General features: G+C 55.2%; 19 protein-coding genes, 1 tRNA gene and 1 pseudogene. 5 read left to right on the forward strand and 16 right to left on the reverse strand.

Annotated elements, in window-relative coordinates; all coding sequences use genetic code 11:
• Nucleotides 1–170: 170 nt before the first annotated feature.
• The 3 genes from E0E17_RS18190 to E0E17_RS18200 are packed head-to-tail and all read left to right on the forward strand — an operon-like array spanning nt 171 to nt 3,499.
• Nucleotides 171–2,366, forward strand: a complete 2,196-nt coding sequence (locus tag E0E17_RS18190) for a putative bifunctional diguanylate cyclase/phosphodiesterase (protein ID WP_130835390.1) — start codon at nt 171–173, stop codon at nt 2,364–2,366.
• 53 nt (nt 2,367–2,419) lie between these two features.
• Complete coding sequence (locus E0E17_RS18195; protein ID WP_130835391.1) at nt 2,420–2,995, forward strand: TetR/AcrR family transcriptional regulator; 576 nt, start codon at nt 2,420–2,422, stop codon at nt 2,993–2,995.
• Between the two features lie 24 nt (nt 2,996–3,019).
• Complete coding sequence (locus tag E0E17_RS18200) at nt 3,020–3,499, forward strand: nuclear transport factor 2 family protein (protein WP_130835610.1); 480 nt, start codon at nt 3,020–3,022, stop codon at nt 3,497–3,499.
• Between the two features lie 76 nt (nt 3,500–3,575).
• Here E0E17_RS18200 and E0E17_RS18205 read toward each other — a convergent pair whose 3' ends face one another.
• The 7 genes from E0E17_RS18205 to E0E17_RS18235 all read right to left on the reverse strand — a co-directional run bounded on the left by E0E17_RS18205 (nt 3,576) and on the right by E0E17_RS18235 (nt 12,266).
• The gene (locus tag E0E17_RS18205) at nt 3,576–4,418 is read right to left on the reverse strand and encodes an oxidoreductase (RefSeq protein ID WP_130835392.1); all 843 of its coding nucleotides are present in this window, start codon (nt 4,416–4,418) and stop codon (nt 3,576–3,578) included.
• A 120-nt stretch (nt 4,419–4,538) separates the two neighbouring features.
• Complete coding sequence (locus E0E17_RS18210; RefSeq protein ID WP_130835393.1) at nt 4,539–6,323, reverse strand: thiamine pyrophosphate-requiring protein; 1,785 nt, start codon at nt 6,321–6,323, stop codon at nt 4,539–4,541.
• Between the two features lie 76 nt (nt 6,324–6,399).
• Nucleotides 6,400–7,359 (reverse strand): HTH-type transcriptional regulator Cbl, encoded by a 960-nt coding sequence (gene cbl, locus E0E17_RS18215; RefSeq protein WP_130835394.1) that lies wholly within the window; start codon nt 7,357–7,359, stop codon nt 6,400–6,402.
• Nucleotides 7,360–7,517: 158 nt separating this feature from the next.
• Nucleotides 7,518–8,435 carry a nitrogen assimilation transcriptional regulator NAC gene (nac, locus tag E0E17_RS18220; protein WP_130835395.1) on the reverse strand — a complete coding sequence of 306 codons (918 nt, stop codon included), beginning with the start codon at nt 8,433–8,435 and terminating at the stop codon, nt 7,518–7,520.
• A gap of 343 nt (nt 8,436–8,778) precedes the next feature.
• Nucleotides 8,779–9,801 (reverse strand): ABC transporter permease, encoded by a 1,023-nt coding sequence (locus E0E17_RS18225; protein WP_207302099.1) that lies wholly within the window; start codon nt 9,799–9,801, stop codon nt 8,779–8,781.
• A gap of 24 nt (nt 9,802–9,825) precedes the next feature.
• Nucleotides 9,826–11,310 carry a sugar ABC transporter ATP-binding protein gene (locus tag E0E17_RS18230; RefSeq protein ID WP_130835397.1) on the reverse strand — a complete coding sequence of 495 codons (1,485 nt, stop codon included), beginning with the start codon at nt 11,308–11,310 and terminating at the stop codon, nt 9,826–9,828.
• Between the two features lie 32 nt (nt 11,311–11,342).
• A complete protein-coding gene (locus E0E17_RS18235) occupies nt 11,343–12,266 on the reverse strand; it encodes a sugar ABC transporter substrate-binding protein (protein WP_130835398.1) in 924 nt (307 codons plus the stop codon).
• 507 nt (nt 12,267–12,773) lie between these two features.
• Here E0E17_RS18235 and E0E17_RS18240 point away from each other — a divergent pair.
• A tRNA-Asn gene (locus E0E17_RS18240) sits at nt 12,774–12,849 on the forward strand.
• 53 nt (nt 12,850–12,902) lie between these two features.
• Here the strand turns inward: E0E17_RS18240 and E0E17_RS18245 are convergent.
• The 4 genes and pseudogenes from E0E17_RS18245 to E0E17_RS18265 form a co-directional block, all read right to left on the reverse strand.
• Nucleotides 12,903–13,235, reverse strand: coding sequence for a type II toxin-antitoxin system PemK/MazF family toxin (locus tag E0E17_RS18245; protein ID WP_130835399.1), 333 nt, complete (start codon nt 13,233–13,235; stop codon nt 12,903–12,905).
• A complete protein-coding gene (locus E0E17_RS18250) occupies nt 13,236–13,493 on the reverse strand; it encodes an AbrB/MazE/SpoVT family DNA-binding domain-containing protein (protein WP_130835400.1) in 258 nt (85 codons plus the stop codon).
• A gap of 347 nt (nt 13,494–13,840) precedes the next feature.
• A complete protein-coding gene (locus E0E17_RS18260) occupies nt 13,841–14,047 on the reverse strand; it encodes a helix-turn-helix domain-containing protein (RefSeq protein WP_130835401.1) in 207 nt (68 codons plus the stop codon).
• Nucleotides 14,044–14,512, reverse strand: a pseudogene (locus E0E17_RS18265) (hypothetical protein). The gene E0E17_RS18260 and the pseudogene E0E17_RS18265 overlap by 4 nt, the downstream one beginning before the upstream one ends.
• A 295-nt stretch (nt 14,513–14,807) precedes the next feature.
• Here E0E17_RS18265 and E0E17_RS18270 point away from each other — a divergent pair.
• Nucleotides 14,808–15,928 (forward strand): IS3 family transposase gene (locus E0E17_RS18270; protein ID WP_130835402.1). Its coding sequence is split into 2 segments (ribosomal slippage): nt 14,808–15,054 and nt 15,054–15,928, totalling 1,122 coding nucleotides; the frame shifts between segments, so codons are not numbered across the junction.
• Nucleotides 15,929–16,126: 198 nt separating this feature from the next.
• Here E0E17_RS18270 and E0E17_RS18275 read toward each other — a convergent pair.
• The 5 genes from E0E17_RS18275 to E0E17_RS18295 form a co-directional block, all read right to left on the reverse strand.
• Nucleotides 16,127–16,549, reverse strand: coding sequence for an RbsD/FucU family protein (locus tag E0E17_RS18275; protein WP_130835403.1), 423 nt, complete (start codon nt 16,547–16,549; stop codon nt 16,127–16,129).
• Between the two features lie 69 nt (nt 16,550–16,618).
• Complete coding sequence (locus E0E17_RS18280) at nt 16,619–17,383, reverse strand: SDR family NAD(P)-dependent oxidoreductase (protein WP_130835404.1); 765 nt, start codon at nt 17,381–17,383, stop codon at nt 16,619–16,621.
• Between the two features lie 172 nt (nt 17,384–17,555).
• A complete protein-coding gene (locus tag E0E17_RS18285) occupies nt 17,556–18,602 on the reverse strand; it encodes a LacI family DNA-binding transcriptional regulator (RefSeq protein ID WP_130835405.1) in 1,047 nt (348 codons plus the stop codon).
• Nucleotides 18,603–18,680: 78 nt separating this feature from the next.
• On the reverse strand, nt 18,681–20,555 hold the full coding sequence (locus tag E0E17_RS18290; protein ID WP_130835406.1) for a TRAP transporter large permease: 1,875 nt from the start codon (nt 20,553–20,555) through the stop codon (nt 18,681–18,683).
• Between the two features lie 61 nt (nt 20,556–20,616).
• Nucleotides 20,617–21,639 (reverse strand): TRAP transporter substrate-binding protein, encoded by a 1,023-nt coding sequence (locus E0E17_RS18295; protein ID WP_130835407.1) that lies wholly within the window; start codon nt 21,637–21,639, stop codon nt 20,617–20,619.
• Nucleotides 21,640–22,137 lie beyond the last annotated feature (498 nt).

A 22,137-nucleotide genomic window follows, 5' to 3' on the forward strand; every position in this document is an offset into this window, starting at 1 on the left:
GGCATTACCTTGACGCAGCGAGATGACAAGCGGGTTACGGCTTAATGACGCAAAGATGAAATTGCAGCAGCGATGTAAGGCGGGGCCGGACTTTTCCCCGGGCCAGGCAGGTCCAGGGTTTTCTGCTACTTTAAACAGGGTGCCTCTCTTTCAGGTAAATCCAGAAACGCATGATAAATCCCACCCACTGTACTGCCGGGTTCCGGCGCAATTTTTGGCGTGAAGTCTTACTGCCGCTGCTGGCGATACTGATTCTGACATTTGCAGGGGCGTGGTTTGGTATGTATTCGAGCGCAGCGCTGAGTAATCAGGAGGCACAGCGCCAGCAGCAACACATGATTGAAGCCTCCTTTGCGCAAACCCAGGCAGAACATCTGCGTCAGCTGCGCAGCCTGACCCGCTGGAATGAGCTGGATAAAAAGCTGCACCTTAACCAGAGGGATGAAGCCTGGCTGAATGAGAATGTGGGCGACTGGCTCTGGCGCATGTTTGGTCATCAGCTGACGCTGGCTCTGGACGCACACGGTCAGGTCATCGGCCTCTGGCGTAACGGTCAGGCGCAGGCGGATAAGCACAGCGGGCTGGCGCTGCAGCAGCTGCTGCAAAAGCAGCGGGCGTTACAGGACAGCGCCCTGCCCGACAGCGATACGGTGGATTTAGTCCGCATCGGCCAGCAGGCGGCGGTGGTGGCTGTCAGTAATATTGCGTCCAGCCAGGCGCACACCGACCGCTACCGTCTGGTGAGCCTGAAATTCCTTGATGAAGCTTATCTGCGCGCGCTGGCCTCGCGCAGCCAGCTGCAGGATTTGCACTTTACCGACAGCAATATGCGCTCCGACCATAAAGCGCATTATCAGCTGTTGTCGCAGCAGGGGGAGCCGGTGGGGTATATCAGCTGGCTGCCTGTGCATCCCGGTCAGCAGATGCTGCGCACCGTCGGCCCCATCACCGCGCTGGCGGTGCTGGTCATCACCCTGCTCTGTCTCTATATGTCGCGTCGCATCTGGACCTCGTCTCTGCATCTGTCGCAGTCGATGTTAAAGCTCGCGGCCAGCGAGGCGCAGGCGCAGCACCTGGCGTTTCATGATGTGCTGACCGGTCTGCCCAATCGCGCGCTGGTGGAAGATCGCCTTACCCAGGCGCTGGCGCTGGCGACGCGTCAGCAGCAGCAGGTTGCGCTGCTGCTGATTGATCTTGATCGCTTTAAGAGCATTAACGATACCTACGGACATAAGGCCGGTGACGATTTGATTATCGAAGTCAGTCACCGTCTCTGCGCGCTGGTGCGTGCCAGTGATACCGTAGGCCGCATCGGTGGCGATGAGTTTATTATCGTGATGCCAGCGGTTGAACACCTCGCCCAGGTGCAGGCGCTCAGCAAACGTATTATCGAGGCGCTGGCGCAACCGGTGGTGGTGCTGGGCAGCGAAGCCTGGATCGGTGCCAGTATCGGGCTGACGCTGGCACCGCAGGATGGTATGGATCGCCAGGAGCTGATGCGTAAGGCCGATATCGCCTTGTATGAAGCTAAAAACGGCGGGCGCGGTCAGTATCGTCAGTTTGAAGCGGCCATGGATGAGTCAGTGCGCACGCGGCAGATGATTGCGGCGGATTTGCGCAACGCACTCAGGAACTACCAGGGGCTGGCGGTCTGGTATCAGCCGCTGATGGATATCAACGGACAACAGGTGGTCGGGCTTGAGGCGCTGCTGCGCTGGCAGCATCCGACGCGTGGTGACATCACGCCAGGCGAGTTTATTGCCATTGCGGAAGAGACCGGTCTGATCATCCCGCTGGGCGAATGGGTGCTGCACGAAGCCTGTCAGGTGGCGCAGCGTTATCCGCAGCTGGTGGTAGCGGTGAACATCTCCCCCGTGCAGTTTCGCGCCAGCGGCTTTGTGCAGCGTACTATTGAGATTGTGCAGGAGGCGGGCAGCGATCCGCAGCATATTGAACTGGAAATCACCGAAGGGGTGCTGATTGAGGATGAACGGGAAGCGCGCGCCATCATTATTGCGTTGCGCGAGGCGGGCTTCCGCATTGCGCTGGATGATTTCGGCACCGGCTACTCCAGCCTCAACTACCTCAGCCACTTCCCGGTGGACAAAATTAAAATCGATCGCTCCTTTACCCAGTCGCTGGGGGTCGCGGAGAACTCCACGGCGATTGTGGAATCGGTGGTGAAACTCGGTCATGCGATGGGGCTAACGGTGACGGCTGAAGGCGTAGAAACGGACAGCCAGATGTCGGCACTGGCCGATGCCGGGTGCAATCAGTTGCAGGGCTATCTGTTCAGTCAGGCGGTGCCGCTGGAGCAACTGCCCGCGCTGATCGCGCCGGAGAACGCCATCCTCAACGCACAGTAACGCGCCGTGACAAAAAGGTTGACGAGGTAGAACGATCGTTCTACTCTCGCCACATGAACAGTAAATACTCCCCCGAAATCAGAACAAAGCTGCTGGATGTCACCGAATCCCTGATCTACCAGTATGGCTTGCAGGCAACAGGCATGGAGCTGATCGTCAAAGAGTCGGGTATTGCGCGTAAGACGCTTTACCGCTACTTCAGTAATAAAGACGATCTCTGTGCGCAGGCGTTGCTGCGCCGCGATAAACGCTGGATGGCCTGGTTCAGCGCCTGCTCGCTCACCAGTGACGATGCCAGGGAAAATATCCTGAACCTTTTCAGCACCCTGAAATCCTGGTTTTTAACCGAGAGCTTTCGCGGCTGCGCCTTTATTAATAGCGCCGGCGAAACTGCGGCAGCCACCCATCCGGTAAGAGTCATTGCCCGCGAGCATAAGCAGCACATTCTTGATCTGACCCGCCAGCTGGCGCTGGACGCCGGCGCGCAGGATCCCGATTTGCTTGCCCGACAACTACTGCTGCTGATTGATGGAGCCATTACCGTCGCGATGATCATGGGATCGCCTGACGCGGCGGATGATGCGCGGGAAACGGCAAAAATTTTACTCAACACCCTTACTACCCCCTAACTCGCCGCGCAGGCAGGAGTCATGATGTCAGAGCAAACCGAAAAAAGAGCCCCGTTGCCCCCTTTCAGCCGTGACACGGCCATCGAAAAAGTGCGTCTGGCTGAGGATGGCTGGAACTCACGCGACGCGGCGAAAGTCGCCATGGCTTACAGCAAAGATACGCGCTGGCGCAACCGCGCCGAGTTTGTTAACAGTCGTGAGGAGGCGGAAGCGTTTCTGACACGCAAATGGCGCAAGGAGCTGGATTACCGTCTGATTAAAGAGTTGTGGGCCTTTGACAGCCACCGCATCGCCGTGCGCTATGCGTACGAATGGCATGACGATTCCGGCAACTGGTTCCGCTCTTATGGCAATGAAAACTGGGAGTTTGATGACAACGGCCTGATGGCCCGGCGTTATGCCAGCATTAACGATCTGCCGATCCGCGCGGAGGATCGTAAATTCTTCTGGCCACTGGGTCGCCGTCCTGACGATCATCCCGGCCTGAGTGAGCTGGGGCTGTAAGCTGTTCCGGCGCAGAAAAACCGGGCGCGATTCCCGGTTTTTCCCTGTACCGCCTGGCATCGCTGCCGCTATCCCGTTACTGCGGAAAATCGGTCGCCACAGAGACCGCTTGCCAGGCTTCCATCTCTTCCAGCCGCGCTTTCAGCTTGCTGGTTACCGCTTCATAACCCCAGGCGCCCATCACCAGATGGCGCGGCGGCTGCATGTGTTCGCTGAGTTCGATCATCGCCCGTGCGGCGCGCGCCGGATCGCCCTGCTGCGTACCACTGATATCCGCGGTGGCTTTCATGCGTGCGGCGGCGGTGTCAGCATATTCCGGCAGCTGGCTCGGGGTCTGATGCAGCGAACGACCCGCCCAGTCGGTGCGGAAAGGGCCCGGCTCAACGCAGGTGACGTGGATCCCCAGCGGGGCGGTTTCTGCCGCCAGCGCATCGGACCAGCCTTCCACCGCATGTTTGCTGGCGGCGTAGTAACCGGAACTGGCGAAGCCCACCAGACCCGCCACTGAAGTGATATTGATAATATGCCCGCGCCGCGCCTGGCGCATGGCGGGCAGCACGGCACGGGTCAGCGCAAACAGGCCAAAGACATTGGTATCAAACTGCGCCCGGATTTCCTGTTCTTCGCCCTCTTCCACCGAACTCTGATAACCGTAACCGGCATTATTAACCAGTACATCGATGGTGCCGAATTTCTCCAGCGTGGCCTGAACTGCCTGATCGATACTCTGCTGGTCGGTGACATCCAGCGCCAGCGCCAGCGCATTTTCCTGCCCGTTCACCAGATCGTTAATTTTAGCCGTATCGCGGGCAGTGACGACGACATGAAAGCCACGCGCAATGGTCTGTTGCGCCAGTTCACGGCCAAAGCCGGTAGAGCATCCTGAAATAAACCAGACAGGGCTTTTCTCTGCAGCCATTGTTCTTCTCCCAGTTCGTAGTATGTGTAACGGAACAGCAGGAACCCGATCGCGAACGCGATCGGGCGAGGCGTCGCTTAAGGGTAGTGATTTGCCCCCGGCAAACTTATCCCTTTGTGCTTAGCTTTTTTTCTTGCTGAACAGTTGGCTGGCGGTATCGCCGATAATCTGTGCGGCTCCGCGATCCCCTTTCATCATGGAACTCATAAAGGCTTTCGCCTGCCTGAAGGTGATATGGGGCGGCAGCGGCGCCACCTCCGGGTCGGTTTTCACTTCCAGCACCACCGGGCGATCGGCGCTCAGGGCGCGCTGCCAGGCACCCGCCAGCGCCTCCGGCGTATCCACATAGATCCCCATTAGCCCCAGCGATTCGGCGAACTGCGCGTAACGCACATCTGGCAGCGACTGGGTCGCTTCAAAGCGCGGGTTGCCCTCCATCACGCGCTGCTCCCAGGTCACCTGATTCAGGTCCTGATTGTTGAACACGCAGACGATAAGGCGCGGATCCTGCCACTGCTGCCAGTATTTCTGGATGGTGATCAGCTCCGCCATATTATTCATCTGCATCGCGCCATCCCCCACCAGCGCTACCACCGGCTTCTGCGGATGAGCAAACTTCGCGGCGATGGCATAGGGCACCGCTGCGCCCATACAGGCCAGCCCGCCGGAGAGCGAGGCGCGCTGTCCCTGCTTCACGCGATAATCACGCGCAAACCAGTTGGCGCAGGAGCCTGAGTCAGAGGTGACGATGGCATCTTCCGGCAGCTGCGGCGACATCTCCCACACCACACGCTGCGGGTTTACCGGGTTCGCCGGGGCCATCGCCCGCTCTTCCATCAGCTGCCACCAGTCACGCACCTGGCGGGCAATCTCCTCCTGCCAGCTGCGATCCGCTTTATGGTTCAGCAACGGCATCAGCGCGCGCAGGGTTTCCGCCGCATCACCGTGCAGATTCACTTCGCTGGGGTAGCGCAGGCCGAGCATCGCGGGATCGATATCAATCTGCACCGCGCGCGCCTGACCCTCTTTCGGCAGAAACTCGGTCCAGGGGAAGCCGCTGCCGATCATCAGCAGGGTGTCGCAATGCTGCATCATCTCAGAGGAGGGTTTGGTACCCAGCAGGCCGATGGAGCCGGTGACAAAGGGGGCGTCATCCGGCAGCACATCTTTCCCCAGCAGCGCTTTCGCTACCCCTGCGCCCAGCAGGTTCGCGATCTGCACCACTTCAACTGCCGCGTCACGTGCGCCCGCGCCGATCAGGATCGCCACCTTGTTGCCGGCATTCAGGATATCCGCAGCACGCTGCAGATCGGCCTCATAAGGCACCACCCGGGGTCGCTGATAGCCGGGACCAGAGTGGGTAAAGCCGTGCAGATGTTGCGGCGCTTCCCAGGGCTCATCCTGCAAATCTTTCGGGATAATCAGTACCGCCACGCCGTTCTGGGCCATCGCCAGCCGCACGCCGCGGTCAATCAGGTGACGTACCTGGGCCGGTGCTGCTGCTTCCTGGACAAAGTTCGCCACATCGGAAAAGACCCGGTCGAGATTCATCTCCTGCTGGTAACTGGCGCCGCGTGCGGTGGTCTCTGCCTGTCCTGCAATCGCCAGCACCGGGGCATGGTCCATTTTCGCGTCATAGAGGCCGGTCAGCAGATGGGTTGCGCCCGGACCGCCGGTAGAGAGACAAACACCCAGCTCACCGGTAAATTTTGCGTGCCCCGCCGCCATAAAAGCCGCCATCTCTTCATGGCGCACCTGAATGAACTCGATGCCGTCACCCGCCTTATTGGCTCGCTGGATAGCGCCCAGCACGCCGTTGATACCGTCGCCGGGATAGCCATAAATACGCGTCACGCCCCACTCTTTCAGGCGCTGCACGAAAAAATCACTGGTTTTAGTGCTCATCGTCATCTTCCCTCGTCGTTTCCATGGAAACTTTAAGGGTAGCTGAGGATAAGCGGCATGTACTGGCGCAGACGGGTCAGATCTGAAAATCGAGCGTCGGTTCCTCTTCGCCTTCCTGGCTGAGGGCCTGGCGTTTGATCTCCTCCAGCGAGAGGTTGGCATTACAGAGTTCGAGGAACCGCCAGACATAGTTACGCTGCAACTGTCCACGTTTCAGGCCGAGCCAGACGGTACTGGCCGCAAACAGGTGCTGCGCCTCCAGACGCACCAGTTGTTCGTGCTGTTCCGTCTGACAGGCCTGGTCGGCCAGGATGCCAACCCCCAGCCCCAGTTCAACATAGGTTTTGACCACGTCGGAATCCTGGGCGCTGAGTACAATATCGGGCTTCAGGTCCGCCTCCTGGAAGGCGCGATCCACACGGGAGCGTCCGGTAATCCCCTGACGATAGGTGATCAACGGGTAGCGGCTGAGCATACTGAGCGTGACCGGCCCGCTCTGTATCAGTTCATGGCCTTGCGGCACCAGCAGCGCATGGTGCCAGCTGAACCAGGGAAAGGCGGCGATACCGCTGTGGTTCACCAGTTGTTCACTGGCGATGCCGACATCCGCCTCGCCCGCCAGCAGCATATTTACAATCTCCTGCGGCGAACCCTGATTCAGTTCGAGCCGCACGTTGGGATAGAGCTGACGAAAGGCTTTAATAATGCGCGGCAGACTGTAGCGCGCCTGGGTATGGGTGGTGGCGATGGTGAGCACACCACTGGTTTCATTGGTAAACACATCCGCGAGGCGGCGCACTTTACCCGCTTCATCGAGGATGCGTTCAGCAATGGTTAACAGTGCTTTGCCCGGCTCCGTCATGCTCAGCAATCGTTTGCCACGCCGGATAAAAATTTCGACGCCCAGCTCATCTTCCAGGTCGCGGATATGACGGCTGACGCCCGACTGCGAGGTATATAGCGTGTTGGCAACCTCTGTCAGGTTAAACTCACAGCGCGCCGCTTCGCGAATGATTTTAAGCTGCTGGAAATTCATCCCCTGCTCTCCTGTTGCCAGCCCCGGTTTCCTCCATGTTATGAAGCCGTATTGATAGCAACAAATAATAAAAAAAGGGATGTTATGCAAAAAAGTGATAAGCAAGACTTAACTGGTCGCGCGTATTGTCCGCTTAAGGCCGGCTCCCTCCGGCACCCTTAGCTCACCAGCATCAGCTCGCGGGTTTCCATCAGCGGCTTATTGAGCAGCGACAGCAGAATATTTTTTACCGCCTGGGCTGAAGGCGAAAGCGGCAGCCGCGCCGACAGATTCAGCGAGAGCGGCAGATGCAGCGCCGGACTGCTGATGCGTGCCATCCAGACGTTACTGGTACTGGCCAGCGCACGCGCGGCGGATTCCGGTAGTACGGTAACGCCCATTCCGCTGGAAACGGCGGCAGTCAGGGTGGCGAGGGATTCAATCTCGCCAATGATGCGCGCGCTAAGACGCCGCAGCGAAAAGGCTTCATCCACCCGTTTGCGCACCGCACTGTAGTCACGCGGCAGAAACAGGTTCATCTGCGCCACCTCGGCCAGATCCACCGTTTTACCCGGCGAGGCGGTAGCGCCCACCAGATACAGCTCCTCTTTCATCAGCGGAATGCTGTTGATCCCGGCAGTTGGCCCCCGATCGTAAAGCACAGCCATATCCAGCTGACCGCTCATCAGCTTTTCATTCAGTGTTGATCCGCTGTTCTCATCGAGATAGACCAGCACATCCGGATAGTGGTCGCGCACCGTCTGGAGTAGCGGCATGGTCAGCGAGGACGCCACCGTCCCCGGTGCCAGGCCAATGGAAACCTGGCCGCTCAGCACCTGACCGGCGTTGATCACCGCCATTTGTGCCTGTTCGCACTGACGCAGAATCGTGCAGGCATGGGCATAGAGGATTTTTCCGGCTTCGGTCGGGGTGACGCCGCGCTTGGTGCGGATCAGCAGCTGCTGGTCCAGTTCATTCTCCAGCGTGGCCACCTGCTGACTGAGCGCAGGCTGCGCAATGTGCAGGACTTCTGCTGCCTGGGTCAGACTGCCGATATCGACGATTTTTACAAAATATTTGAGTCGTCTTAAGTTCATATTGCCTCCGTCAGGGATCCCCGAATGCCAGAAATAGTGGCGCTGTTTTCAGCCCGTGAGCGTCATAGGATAAACATTGCAATATGCAGGCCAGGTTGTGGCGGGCAACTACGCGGCATGCGCTAAAGGGCGATAAAATAAGCTTTTCTGATTACCTGGGCGGCAATAAATGATGACGCAACGCGTCCGGTGGTGATATTTACAGCAGAAAAAGCACTGTGTTGGTGCAGAGATGGCAGCCAGATGTGCAAAAAGTGATGAGGACCCTGTCACAGCAGCAAACAGGCGCGTGGTCAGCAACACACGCGCCTGTGAGTCAGCAGGTTAGCTTATCGTACAGGTATCAGCGTTTGCTGCGGTTACGATGCATATCAATGGAAACCGCCGAGACGATAATAATGCCTTTAATAATATCCTGGATATAGGCGTCGACGCCGACAAAGGTGAAGCCGCTCTTGATCAGCCCGAGGATCACCGCCCCGATCAGGGTGCCAGTAATGCGTCCCACGCCACCCATCAGGCTGCTGCCGCCAATCACTGCCGCGGCGATCGCATCCAGCTCGTAGGACATCCCCATACTGGATTGTCCGCTGCTGACGCGTGCCGCCAGCACCACCCCGGCCAGTCCGGAGAGCGCACCAGCGATGGTATAGACGATAATCAGGTATTTGTTCACCTTGATGCCGGAGACTTTGGCCGAGGTGATATTACCGCCAATGGCGTAGACATATTTGCCGTAGCGGGTATGTTTCAGCGCAATATGAAACACCAGTGCCACCACCAGAAAAATAATCACCGGCATAGCGCCCTGGCCCACGGCGGTAAAGCCATCGGAGAGGAAGCTGATGGGATTACCCTGGGTATAGTACTGCGCCAGACCGCGCGCCGAGACCATCATTCCCAGCGTGGCGATAAAGGGCGGGATACCGGTACGGGTAATCAGTACGCCATTCACCAGCCCGCACAATAACCCGACGCCAATCCCCGCCGTCACCGGCACAATGGCGGGCATATCCACCAGCGCCGGAAACATCGGAGAAAGACTGTCAGAGGTTTGCGCCAGACTGGCGGCCACCACGGCGGTCAGGGCGATCACCGATCCCGACGAGAGGTCGATCCCGGTGGTAATGATGACCTGGGTGACCCCCACGGCAATGATGCCGATGATCGCCACCTGCAGCACAATCAGCACCAGTCGATTGGGGTTGAGCAGGAAAGACTGATCGCGCACATACCAGCCTGCTATTTCAAAAATCAGCGCGATGCCGAGCATGACAATAAAAATACCGGTATCTTTTGGCATTTTATGACGCAGATTACTGAAGAAGGATGCCTGTTCAGGTGCCCGTGGGGCCGTCACTTTCATATTACTCATAGGATCTCTCTCGCCTCACTCAGATGCCAGCGACAAAATGGTTTCCTGATCGGCGTCTTCTTTATCGAGGATGCCGGTTATCCGTCCTTCATGCATCACCATGACCCTGTCGCTCATGCCAATAATTTCCGGCAGTTCCGAAGAGACCATAATGATGGCGACGCCGCGGTTAGCCAGCTCGCTGATCAGACGATAAATTTCCGCTTTGGCTCCGACGTCAATGCCGCGTGTCGGCTCGTCAAGGATAAGAATTTTGGGCTGGGCCAGCAGCCAGCGGGCAATCAACACTTTCTGCTGGTTGCCGCCGCTCAGGTTATTGATGATTTGGTCCATGGTCGGCGTCTTGATATTCAGCCGGCGGATTTGCTCCATACAGTCTTGCGCCATTTTCACATGGCTGACAAAGCCGCTTTTACCGCTGTATTCCGGCATATTGACGATGCTCATGTTCTCCAGCACCGAGAGCACCAGAAACAGACCGGACTTTTTCCGATCTTCGGTGAGAAACGCCATGCCTTTTTCGATGGCGGTAGAGGGAGAATCGATATTGGCGGGTACGCCATCAATCAGAATCTCGCCACTGTCAAACGAGGCCATGCCGAACAGGCTTTCCATCACCTCGCTGCGTCCGGCCCCGACCAGGCCCGCCACGCCGAGAATTTCACCGCGCCGTACGCTGAAGCTGACGTCATGGAACAGATCTTTACGGGTGAGGTTGCGTACCGTCAGCACCTCCTCTCCAATGGCGTTGTTGAATTTCGGAAACAGCTGTGTCAGCTCACGTCCGACCATGCGGGTAATCAGCGACTGGCGCGTGAATTGCGCGGTGTGATCGCTGCCGACCCAGGCCCCGTCACGGAAGATACTCACCTCATCGGTAATGGCGAAGATTTCATCCATTTTGTGGCTGATATAGATGATCGCTTTCCCCTGCTGGCGCAGATCGCGAATGATGGTGAAAAGATGGGCCACTTCCCCTTCCGTCAGTGCCGAGGTGGGCTCATCCATAATCACAATGTCAGCATTCCAGGAGACCGCTTTGGCAATTTCCACCATCTGCTGGGCGGCGATGCTCAGATCGCCCACCAGCCGATCGGCGCTCAGCCGGATATTCAGTTTATTCAGCAGCGCCTGCGTCATCTGGTTGAGTTTGCCATGATCCACAAAGCCATATTTCATCGGCTCGCGGCCCAGCCAGATATTTTCGGCCACCGTCATATAAGGCACGAGATTCAGCTCCTGATGGATCATCGAGATGCCTGAACGCAACGCATCCATCGTATCCTGAAACTGTACCGGCTCTCCTTTAATGCGGATAATGCCCTGATCGGGACGGTAAATCCCGATCAGGCATTTCATTAAGGTGGATTTTCCCGCGCCATTTTCGCCCATCAAGGCATGTACCGTTCCGGGACGCACCCGTAATGACACGTTATCGAGTGCTTTTACTCCGGGGAAGAACTTGCTGATGCCTTCAGCTTCAAGCGCAAAAGCGGTCATACATCACCTCCAGACGGCTGACTCAGGAACGGTTACTTCTGATTCAGGTTGGCAAATTTCGCGTAGTTCTCTTTGGTGATCAGCTGGAAGGGGATATCCACAACCTTCTGCACCTGTTCGCCTTTCGCCAGTTTGATGGCGGTTTGTACAGCGCCTTCGCCCTGCCCTTTCGCGTCCTGGAAGACGGTGGCGACCATTTTGCCGTTTTTGATCATCTGCAGAGCGTCAGGCGTTCCATCCACACCGGCGATCAGTACATTGTTGGGGTTTTTGCCCAGCGCCTGCAGCGCGCCAATGGCCATCTCGTCGTTATTGGAGGCGATGGCGTTGATGTCGTCGCCTGCGGTCATCCAGTTGCTGACCACGTCCACGGCATCGTTACGCATAAACTTTGCGGTCTGCTTTTGCACAATTTTAATATCAGGATATTTTGCCACTACCGCTTCCACCCCTTTGGTGCGGGCGCGGGTGGATTCATTGGCGAGATCGCCCAGCAAAATGGCCACATTGCCTTTGCCGTTCATCGCTTTGGCCAGCGCTTCCATCTGTAAACGTCCTGCCAGCTCGGAATCGGATCCGACAAACGCCATTTTGTCAGTCAGCTCAGCCGCCGGACGACGGTTAACGAAGACCAGTGGGACACCGGCTTTTTTCGCCTGATCCATAATGGGTTTGACCGCATCGGTATCCACCGGGTTAACGATGATGGCATCTACCCCCTGGCCGATAAAATTCTGTACCTGCTGTAGCTGTTGTGAGACGTCGTTTTTGGCATCTTCAATCTGCCCAGTCACGCCATCTTTCTGCATCTCTTTCTGAATCGCGGTACGCACGATAGTCAGGAAGTTGTCATCAAACAGCGCCATAGAGACGCCAACCTGAATATCTTTTGCCATGGCGGCGGCAGGCAACATACAGGCTAACAGTGATGTTACGATCGCTTTTTTAAAGTTCATGAGTAACCCTTATTCATCGTTAACTGATGCAGGCTGACTGGTACGGCGAATGAAAAATATCTTTTACATTCACCCAGCATTACCGGCGGTTTTTAGCTGGTTATCGGGGTAGATTGACGAAAGTCACACTTTTTCTGCTGCTGACTCCTCTGTCGCAATCGCTTGTTTTCAGAAGATTTCCTTTTGAAATCGCGTTTTTATTTCTGCTACCCGTACCCGACACGGAGCAAAACAGTTTATTTATTTCAAAAAATCCATATTTGGAATGTTTATCATAAAAGCACTGAAATGCTTGTTTTAAAATGAGCAAACGACAAAAATTTGACACGCCTCTAACATCTGCAGAGAAAAGCGTTTAAAGTGGGATCCTGTTGGCAGTTTGAAATCTCGCCAGACAAGATAAAAAACCGGCATCCCGCTGCTTTTACGAGCATTTGAACGCGATCGGGTAAAGAGAGTTTTGACAATGCTGCGCGGCGTCGTTAATATTCGCTCCGTTCCAACGATTCCTCTGTAGTTCAGTCGGTAGAACGGCGGACTGTTAATCCGTATGTCACTGGTTCGAGTCCAGTCAGAGGAGCCAGATTTGAAAAGCCTGCTTTTAAAGCAGGCTTTTTGCTTTTGTGGCCGTTGAGCTTAACTCAGAATAGCGTCCAGCCTTGCCAGCACCTCATTTACAATAGCGTCAGGTATACGCTCCAGGCGTTTGCCGTTTCGGGCTATCATATCAATGGTTCTGGGCTGGTCGCAGCGAATAACGCCCATTGTTTTAGTTCCCACGCCGTCCAGTGAGACGGTAAAACCGGCTGCGCGGGCGAAGTTTCCGCCGCTGGTGACGGGAACAACAACGGGTAGCCGGGTCAGCTTGTTAAACGATGCCTTCGATACGATAAGCACCGGACGTTTTCCGCTTTGCTCGTGATCAGCAATCGGATCCAGTGAAACAAGCCAGATTTCCCCTCTGTCCATTTACAGGATCTCCTTGCCCACCGCAGGCGCATCCATCCATTCCCGATCCTCTTCGCTCATTTCGGCGTGCGGATCGCACTGCGCCAGCAGTTCCTCAAGCGAATAACGGGGCCGTTTCTGGGGTTCAATAATCAGGCAGCCATTATCAATGGTCATACCCACTTCGCTATCCGTCGACAGTTCCAGCGTTTTAAGCACGGCGGGAGGAACCGCTAACATGATGGATCCGCCGACCTTTTTCAGGCGAGTTGTATACATAGAGCACCTCCGAATATTATATTTTAATATAACATCCACTTCAGGCGATGCACAATTATTCATCAGATTCATTGTGATTTCCTTAGCGTAAGAACGCGTGAAGAAAGCCTTATCCATCTAAGGACAGATCCGGCAGTTTTCAAAGGCGGCATTGCCGGTAAAACGGCGACCATCCCGATACATCAGGCGCTTCTTTCAGGTCATGAAGCATTTTGTGCAGGCGGGAGCTTAGTGCGCGACAAAGAAGGCCGATAATAGAAAACTGTTTTTGCGGCTCAAAGGATTATTGCGGCTCGAATAAACAAAGTGCGGCGCAGCTTCCGTATCCGGGCTGCGCCAATCGGGCATCAGCGGTAGCGTGAAGGCCAGATTTTTTCAGGCGCAACATCTAACGCTTCAGCAATCAATCTTCCGCCTTTGGGCCAGCGGCGGTTAAGGGCGTTGGTCAGCGTAGAAGACGCCAGCCCTGCCTGACGGGAAAGCGTTGACAGCGAAGTGCCACGTTTTTTCAGCCCGGCGATAATGTCGGCAGGATGCCAGTCAGAATGCATCATGCTTTGATCTCCACACCGTCAATAAACTTCACGCCACCGGCAGTACGCAAGCCAGCGCGGGGCTTTCATTTCCGCAGCGAAGTAATTAATCAGGTCGTACAGCAGCCAGCTAAGGTACTTCACCGTTTCAGAGGCAAATCCCAGCCCCGAGAGGGTTTGCGTAAGGGCAAGGCAGTAACGACAAAGCTCAGTACATTCAGGATCGAAATGCGGAGAACTGACAGGAAGCGTGTCAACGGTCAGGCTTTCAACCAGCTGGGGAGGAACAGGCTCTAACAGTGTGGGTTGCAGCAGCGTCAGACAGGTGTTGATTCTGCCGCAAAGCGCCATTTTCAACGCGGGATCGTTGCTTTCAATCAGGGTTTCGGCAAAGGTTTCGCAATGACTGGCGAGTATGGTGAAATCCGTAGTGGCACTGAAAGGAACAGCAAGTGACGGGTGTGCTTGAGTGGGGATCGTAGCCATAAAGGCATCCTCCTGTAACGGGTTAAAAACCCACCACCAGAGGTTCCAATCTCATGGTGGTGGACTGAACGGGGTTGGAACTACCGGCGTTACAGGCAACCGGCGCACCTTTCGGTGCCCCCGCCCAGCCCACCATTGAGGTATAGCCGAGCGCACGACATAAAAAAAGACGCGGGCGCGTCGTATGCCGCCTGTAACATTTCTCAGGGTTCCAATCCCGGCACTGACCTGCTCCCCGTTGATTAATACACCGCGATGTTAGTAATGTCTTCATAAGCCACATGAGGACATCCCCATGAAGAAGCGTTTTTCCGACGAACAGATCATCAGTATCCTCCGCGAGGCTGAAGCCGGGGTTTCGACCCGTGAGCTCTGCCGTAAGCACGCCATTTCCGACGCCACCTTTTACACCTGGCGTAAGAAGTATGGCGGTATGGAGGTGCCCGGGGTTAAGCGCCTGAAGTCGCCTGAGGAAGAGAACGCCAGACTCAGGAAGCTGCCTGCCGAAGCCATGCTGGATAAGGAGGCACTTCAGGCGGCTCCGGGGCGAAAGTACTGACGACAGACCAGAAGCGGGAAGCCGTGGAGTTTATGTGTGATGTGACCGGTCTGTCGCAACGTCGTGCCTGCAGGCTTACAGGTTTGTCCCTGTCGACCTGCCGCTATGAGGCTCAGCGTCCGGCGGCTGATGCGCATTTATCAGGGCGCATTACTGAGCTGGCACCGGAGCGCAGGCGTTTTGGCTACCGCCGCATCTGGCAGTTATTGCGCCGTGAAGGCCTTCATGTTAATCACAAGCGCGTGTACCGCCTTTATCATCTGAGCGGGCTGGGCGTAAAACGCAGACGACGTCGTAAAGGGCTGGCAACAGAACGTCTGCCGCTGCTCCGCCCGGCGGCGCCCAGCCTGACCTGGCCGATGGATTTCGTCATGGACGCGCTGGCCACCGGTCGCAGGATCAAGTGCCTGACCTGTGTGGACGGCTTCACGAAGGAGTGTCTGACAATTACTATCGCATTCGGGATTTCAGGCGTGCAGGTCACGCGTATTCCGGACAGCATTGCACTGTTTCGAGGCTATCCGGTGACGATAAGAACTGACCAGGGGCCGGAGTTCACCTGCCGCGCACTGGATCAATGGGCCTTTGAGCATGGTGTTGAGTTGCGCTTAATCCAGCCGGGCAAGCCAACGCAGAACGGATTTATTGAGAGCTTTAACGGACGTTTTCGCGATGAATGTCTGAATGAGCCCTGGTTCAGCGATATCGTTCACGCCAGGAAAATCATTAATGACTGGCGGCAGGATTATCACGAGTGTCGTCCACATACAGCACTGAATTATCAGACGCCATCAGAGTTTGCAGCACGGTGGCGAAATGGAAAATGTGAAGGTAAACAAACCGACATTACTGACTGACGGTTGTATCTAATACTGGGGGCAGGTCAAAGCCCGCTCAGGGAAACCTGAGCGGGCTTTTTGTTTTTACCGACGGGACGTTTCTGCGGCTCACTGACCACGCTAAGCAACCGTTCAGGCCCGCCCTGCCCGCAGACAGAAAACAGCGCAGATCGTTGCCCCCATCCTGTGAGGTAGGTAGCTGTTTACTCCGGCGCGCTAAAGCGCGTTTACCACACCTACTGTCACCAGGATATTTGCGTAGCGCCGGGTTTCGCCTGTCGCAATCACTAACAGCGTGTCTGACGATTTAGCCTGAGCATAAAACTCGTTTCGTTCCAGCCAGCAGAGTTCTGTCTCAGCAGTTAATATCTGTTTATATTCCTGCTCAATGGTATTGGTAAAGTCAGCCGGAGAGCTCATCAGCGTGGCTTTTTCAATATTGATACAGGTGAGCAGTTTCTCAAGAATAAAAGTACTGCTTATCATGCCCGGCGCAAAATTCAGATAGACAATGGTGGCCGTAGGCGATGAATTAGTGACGAAGGCATAATTGCTGTCAGCAATTAAAATAGTGGTTTTATGGCCGCATTTTGCCAGGGCACTCAATAACTGAGGATGAATGATTTCAGTTTTTATCACGTGAACTCCGGTAAATTATTTCATACCAGCATTATCCGGCGTAGCGGTTTAGCAGGTTTGCATTTTTGCTTACGAACGATAAATACCGCCGTTAATATCAATAGTCGCGCCTGAGATAAAACCATCATATTCCGACGCCAGGAAGCGTATAACGCGCGCAACATCTTCTGCAGTACCGGCCCTGCCCAGCGGAATCGCCCGAATAGTCTCATCCGCAGAGGCTTTCGTGGTATGCACATTATGAAAGCGGGTGCCAAGGATCAGTCCCGGTGCCACGGCATTAACCCGAATACCATGTTCGCCAAGCTCTGCCGCCAGCGAACGCGTCCAGGTCAGGACCGCGCCTTTGGTGGTTGAATACACCAGCGAGCCGGAATGCCCACCGGAACGCCCCGCCAGCGAAGCCAGGTTGATAATGCTGGCCCCTGCCGTTGCCTGTTTCAGCCAGGGCAATGCACTCTGCGTCACGTTAAACATGGTCGTCATATTCACATCAATGACCGTCTGCCAGAATTGCGGCTCAATTTCGCCCAGCCATTTTCTGCCGATAAGTCCGCCGGCGTTATTAACCAGAATATCAATGCCTCCCAGTAATTCTGCGGCGGCGGCGGTACATTTCGCCGCATCTTCATAATCGGTTAAATCTGCCTGGCCAAAGCCCGCTTTTTGCCCTGACGAGGCGGCCAGCGCAGCCAGCTCCTGGGGTCCTTCGGCGTCGCTGAAATAGTGCATATAAATATCACAGCCGGCTTCTATTAATGCTTTCGCCGTGGCTTTTCCTATCCCCTGACCTGCGCCTGTAATCAGTACTTTTTTTCCGGAAAGAACACCCATTTTTTAACTCCTGCTTTAATTTTATGTCAATAAAGAAACTGATAACGGAACGCTTCCGTCGGTTTATTTCCGCTTCTTGCGAAAAAAGAATCCCTGCCTCCGTTGAGGCCATAAAAGGCTGCCGATAATGGCAGGGTTATTCTTTTTTCCTGTAGCGAAAATCAAAAACAGATTATGACGGTTCTTCAATCACCGACTGTCGACTGATGAGCCGGGGTGCAAACAGAAACTGCTCCGGCGTCAAATGTGGATTTTCAATACGCGTCAGCAGACGACTCATCATGGTATTCACCATCTCCGTCAGAGGGGGCGTGACCGAACTCAGCGCGGGCTGAACCAAATCCGCCAGCGGAATATTATCGATACCAATCACCGAAATATCCTGCGGTATCCGAACCCCGGCATTGCGCAATCCGGCCATCAGACCAATCCCCAGCGCATCGTTAATGGCCACCACGCCATCCGGCTGCGGCGAGGCCTGCAAAATTTTCAGCGCCAGCGCCCGACCCAACTCAGTCATTTCCGCATCGCCGTAAGCCACTTCTGCTGTGCCTTCAATCACATGCGCACTCTCCTGCAGACCGTGCTCTTTCGCTGCGATCAAAAATCCTTCGATTTTTTGCGAGCGGCTAACCGTCAAGGAACTTTCCGTGACAAACGCCAGCTGGCGGCAGCCGCGCGTGATTAAATGCTCTGTTGCAAGCCGCCCGGCTTCGACGTTATCCATCGATACGCTGTCAAACGGAAGATGGCTCGCCAGTGCATCGCTGGAGACCAGGCTATCGTAGTTGACCATCACTAAACCCTGTTGCGCAGCCGTAGAAAAATGAGGGCGATCTATGGCTGAGGCGACAACAATCACTCCTTTGACACCATGCGCGAACATATCCTCCAGAAAGGCGCGCTCTTCATCAACCTGACGGTAGGTGTTCCCCAGCAGCACACGGTACTGGTTGGCTTTGGCGGCACGATCCACTTCCCGGGTCAGCATCGCAAAACTCGGATTAACGATAGAAGGAACCAGCAGGCCAATCATCCTTGTCTGGCCGGTTTTCAGCTGCTGTGCAATGCGGTTGGGCTGGTAATTCAACGCAAGCATAGACTGGCGAATACGCGCTAATGTCTCAGGACGCATCTGGTCGGTTCGATTGTTCAGCACGTTAGATACGCTGCTGACGGAAACCTCTGCGTGTTTAGCGACATCCCGAATATTAGCCATACGTTCCTCACAGGTAACAACTATTTTACGCCGACAGGCAGACTGCCATGTTTATTTATGACGCCCGGTAATCAGGTATCAGTATCCCGCCAGACCCGGTAACCAGGTGGATATCACCGGGATCAACGCCACCAGGAGGATACCGAACAGAGAAACCAGGAGATATTTTACCATCGGGCGAATCACGTTTTTCATCTCAACGCCGCAGATAGCGCAGGTGGTATACAACCCAAGCCCGATGGGCGGGGAAAATAACCCAAACCCCATGGCCAGAATCATTACCATACCGAAGTGCAGTGGATTAAAGCCCAACTGTACAGCAATCGGCACCAGAATAGGGGCAAAGATGATCAGAGCGGGCGCACCTTCCAGCACTGCGCCGAAGACAATCAAAATCACAATGGTTAACAGCAGGAAGAGCCAACCGCCTTGCGACTGACCGATGCCGACCAGAAGTTCGGCAATTTGCTGCGGAATCATCTGGATGGTCAGCACATAAGAAAGGCTGGTTGCGCAGGCGACGATAAATAACAGAACGCCAGACATCGCCGCAATGTCGATAAACATTTTCACGGTTGCGCGTAATGTCAGCTCACGGAATGCCAGACGCCCAATAACAATGGCATAAACCACGGCAAACGCGGAGATTTCCGTGGACGTGGCGATTCCCATCATGACGCCGCGCCCAATCATGAAAATCATAGCCAGACCCACGATCGCGCCTAACCATAATTGCAGCCGGGGACGCATTTGCGGATAGGCTTCATGAATATTGATTTTACCGCCGAAGCGGTTAGCCGCGATCAGCAACAGAACCAACAGACAGGCCGCGGGCATCAGGCCGGCAATAAACAGCGCCCCGATAGAAATATTAGCCACAAACCCCAGCACGATCAGATTGACGCAGGGCGGAATGGTTTCGGCCACTATCGCCGAAGCGGCAAACACCCCCGCGGCCTCTTCACTGTCTTCTTTGGCGCGACGCACAGCCGGCATCAGCACGCCGCCCACAGCGGCAACATCCGCCAGTTTCGAGCCCGAAATACCCGAGAAGAAGGCCATGGACAGTACCGTGGTCATGTTCAGCCCGCCCCGGAAACGCCCCATGCCACGTACGACCAGTTCGACAAGCCGGGTCGACATGCCATTATGTTCCATTGCTGCCCCGGCCAGCAGGAAGAATGGGATTGCCAGCAGAACAAAATGATCGACGCCAGCGACTACCTGTTGTGAGAAAAACACAAAGGGAAGCGAGGGATCGCAGATGAAAAATACCATGGCGGACATTCCCAGCGTAAAGGCGATGGGAACGCCCGCCAGAATACCGAGCAGAAAACAGATCAACATTAATCCGGCGGCAGCGGTAGCCGGATCCGCCATCAGCGATACTTTCAGCCAGCCCAGCAGCATCAGCAGTAAAATCCCGGCGCCGCTCAGCAGTACAACTTTCATGCGCGCATTCAGCGCATGTTCAAGCGCGCCCAGCATCATCACCACTGAACCGATGAAGACCGGAATAATGGCGATCACCTGAGGCAATCCTGTTTCTGTGGTCTGGAAACGCGACTCCTGCAGCAGGTGATAACTGGATATCGCCAGACCCACCGCCACCAGGAACAGAACCCAGCGGCTGGCATGCACAATATAGGGACGGATACGCGCAGGGATGAAACGTAAAAACAGATCCACGCCAATGTGTCCGCCTCGCCCTGTGGAGGTGGCGACGCCGAAGAAAACCAGTGCAATCATCATGGCGCGTGCAGATTCTTCCGCCCATTCGATAGGGGAATGCAGCGCATAACGCCAGATGACGGAAGCGAAGACGACAAGAACGTTAATCAGTAATACCAGACCGCCCGCCCAGGCGGTCATGGTTGTCAGAAGCTTGTTCAGCCGGGAGAGATAAATCAGAAACCCGGCGCGATTATTCATAATCAGCGTTTTTTCTGCCATTTTGAGCCTCATTATCGCGTTGCCAACAGCCGTTCTTCACTTGCCGCCGGTGACATTGCATTTACTGTATGGCGGTTATGTCATTGACAACGGTTTTCATCTGCGGATATTTCGTCAGGAATGCCTCCCATACCGGCTTCACATCATTGCGCAGGGCATCGCGATCGATCTCACGGAACGTCATGCCAAGCGACTCCAGCTGTTTCACCGCCTTTTGCTCAATCAGGGAGGATTGCTGACGCTCATACTCAGTGGCTTCTCTTGCCGCCGCCAGGAAGGCGGGACGCAGCTGCTCAGGTATTTTCTGGAAGGTGTTGTTATTGATGGCGATCATGATCGGGTTATAGCTGTGCTGCGTGCGGGTGGCATTTTTGGCAACTTCATAGAATTTATTGGCAAGTACTGTGGCCGAGTCATGTTCCAGACCATCAATCACGCCCATTTGCAGGCTGGAATAGACTTCGCCGCCTGGCATAGGAATAGCGACCGGCCCCATGTGGTTAATGGTGGCGATAAAGTTTGGCACTGGTAAAACCCGAATCTTAAGGTTTTTCAGGTCGTCCGGCTTCTCAATAGCCTTTTTGGTATAAACGTTACGCGCACCCAGATTGTAGGCGTAGCCGATGACCACAATATTGGCTTTTTTCAGCATCAACTCAGACAGTGTCTCACCCGCCTTGCCATCCAGCGCCTGACCGACCTGGTTCCAGTCTTTAAACAGATAACCCAGATCCAGCACCCCCATTTCCGGTACCAGTGTTGCCCAGATAGAGGTGCCGGAAATCATCATATTGATGGCACCAATACGCACCTGTTGCGTAGCATCGGCCTCTTTCCCCAGCATCCCGTTGGGAAAGTAGTTGAGCTTAATTTCATTTTTCAGTTGCGGATCTTTTTCGATATTAGACTGCAAGCGTTTGAACCAGATGTAATGCGCCGAATTGTCGTCCGCCGTCAGTGAGGAATAGACGCGAAGATTGACAGTGGCATGAGCAACGTTTGCGATACTGCCCGCCGCAAACAGTAAAGAAGACAGCAAGGCCCCGGTGAAAATCTGGCGCAAACCCGTCGGCTTAAGGTTCATTGTGGTAATCCTTATAATGAGATGAAATGGTTTTTTTGCCTTACAAAGCGCCTGGCGAGGCGCTGTCGTCTCTCTTTAATTCTTCTGTAACGTTACACTAAAACGTTACAGAGACCTTATCGGGCAAAAACTGTTTAATCAATGACCATTCGAAGGGAAAAATGAAATCTGTGAGCGGTGATAAAAAATCTGGAGGAAACCGGGTAAAAGTTGTGAAGTCATACTGGTTTGTCGATGCCGCTGACAGAGCTGTCGGCTCGCCCTGAGATCTTTTCTGCACTTAGTGATGAAAGGGCCGCTAAGCGATCCTGTTGTAAGGCAGAGGGGGAATGCTCCGTGCGACCTTCCCCTCACCCTGACCCTCTCCCGGGGGGAGAGGGGACTGCCCGTGCGGTTTGTCCTCCTCACCATTCTCCCGGCCCGCACGTTTTCCCCCTCTCCCTTTGGGAGAGGGCCGGGGTGAGGGAAAAACCGCACTGACTCTGAACTCGCTTACAG

The sequence above is a fragment of the [Erwinia] mediterraneensis genome, from assembly GCF_900604315.1.
Taxonomy (GTDB): domain Bacteria; phylum Pseudomonadota; class Gammaproteobacteria; order Enterobacterales; family Enterobacteriaceae; genus Pantoea; species Pantoea mediterraneensis_A.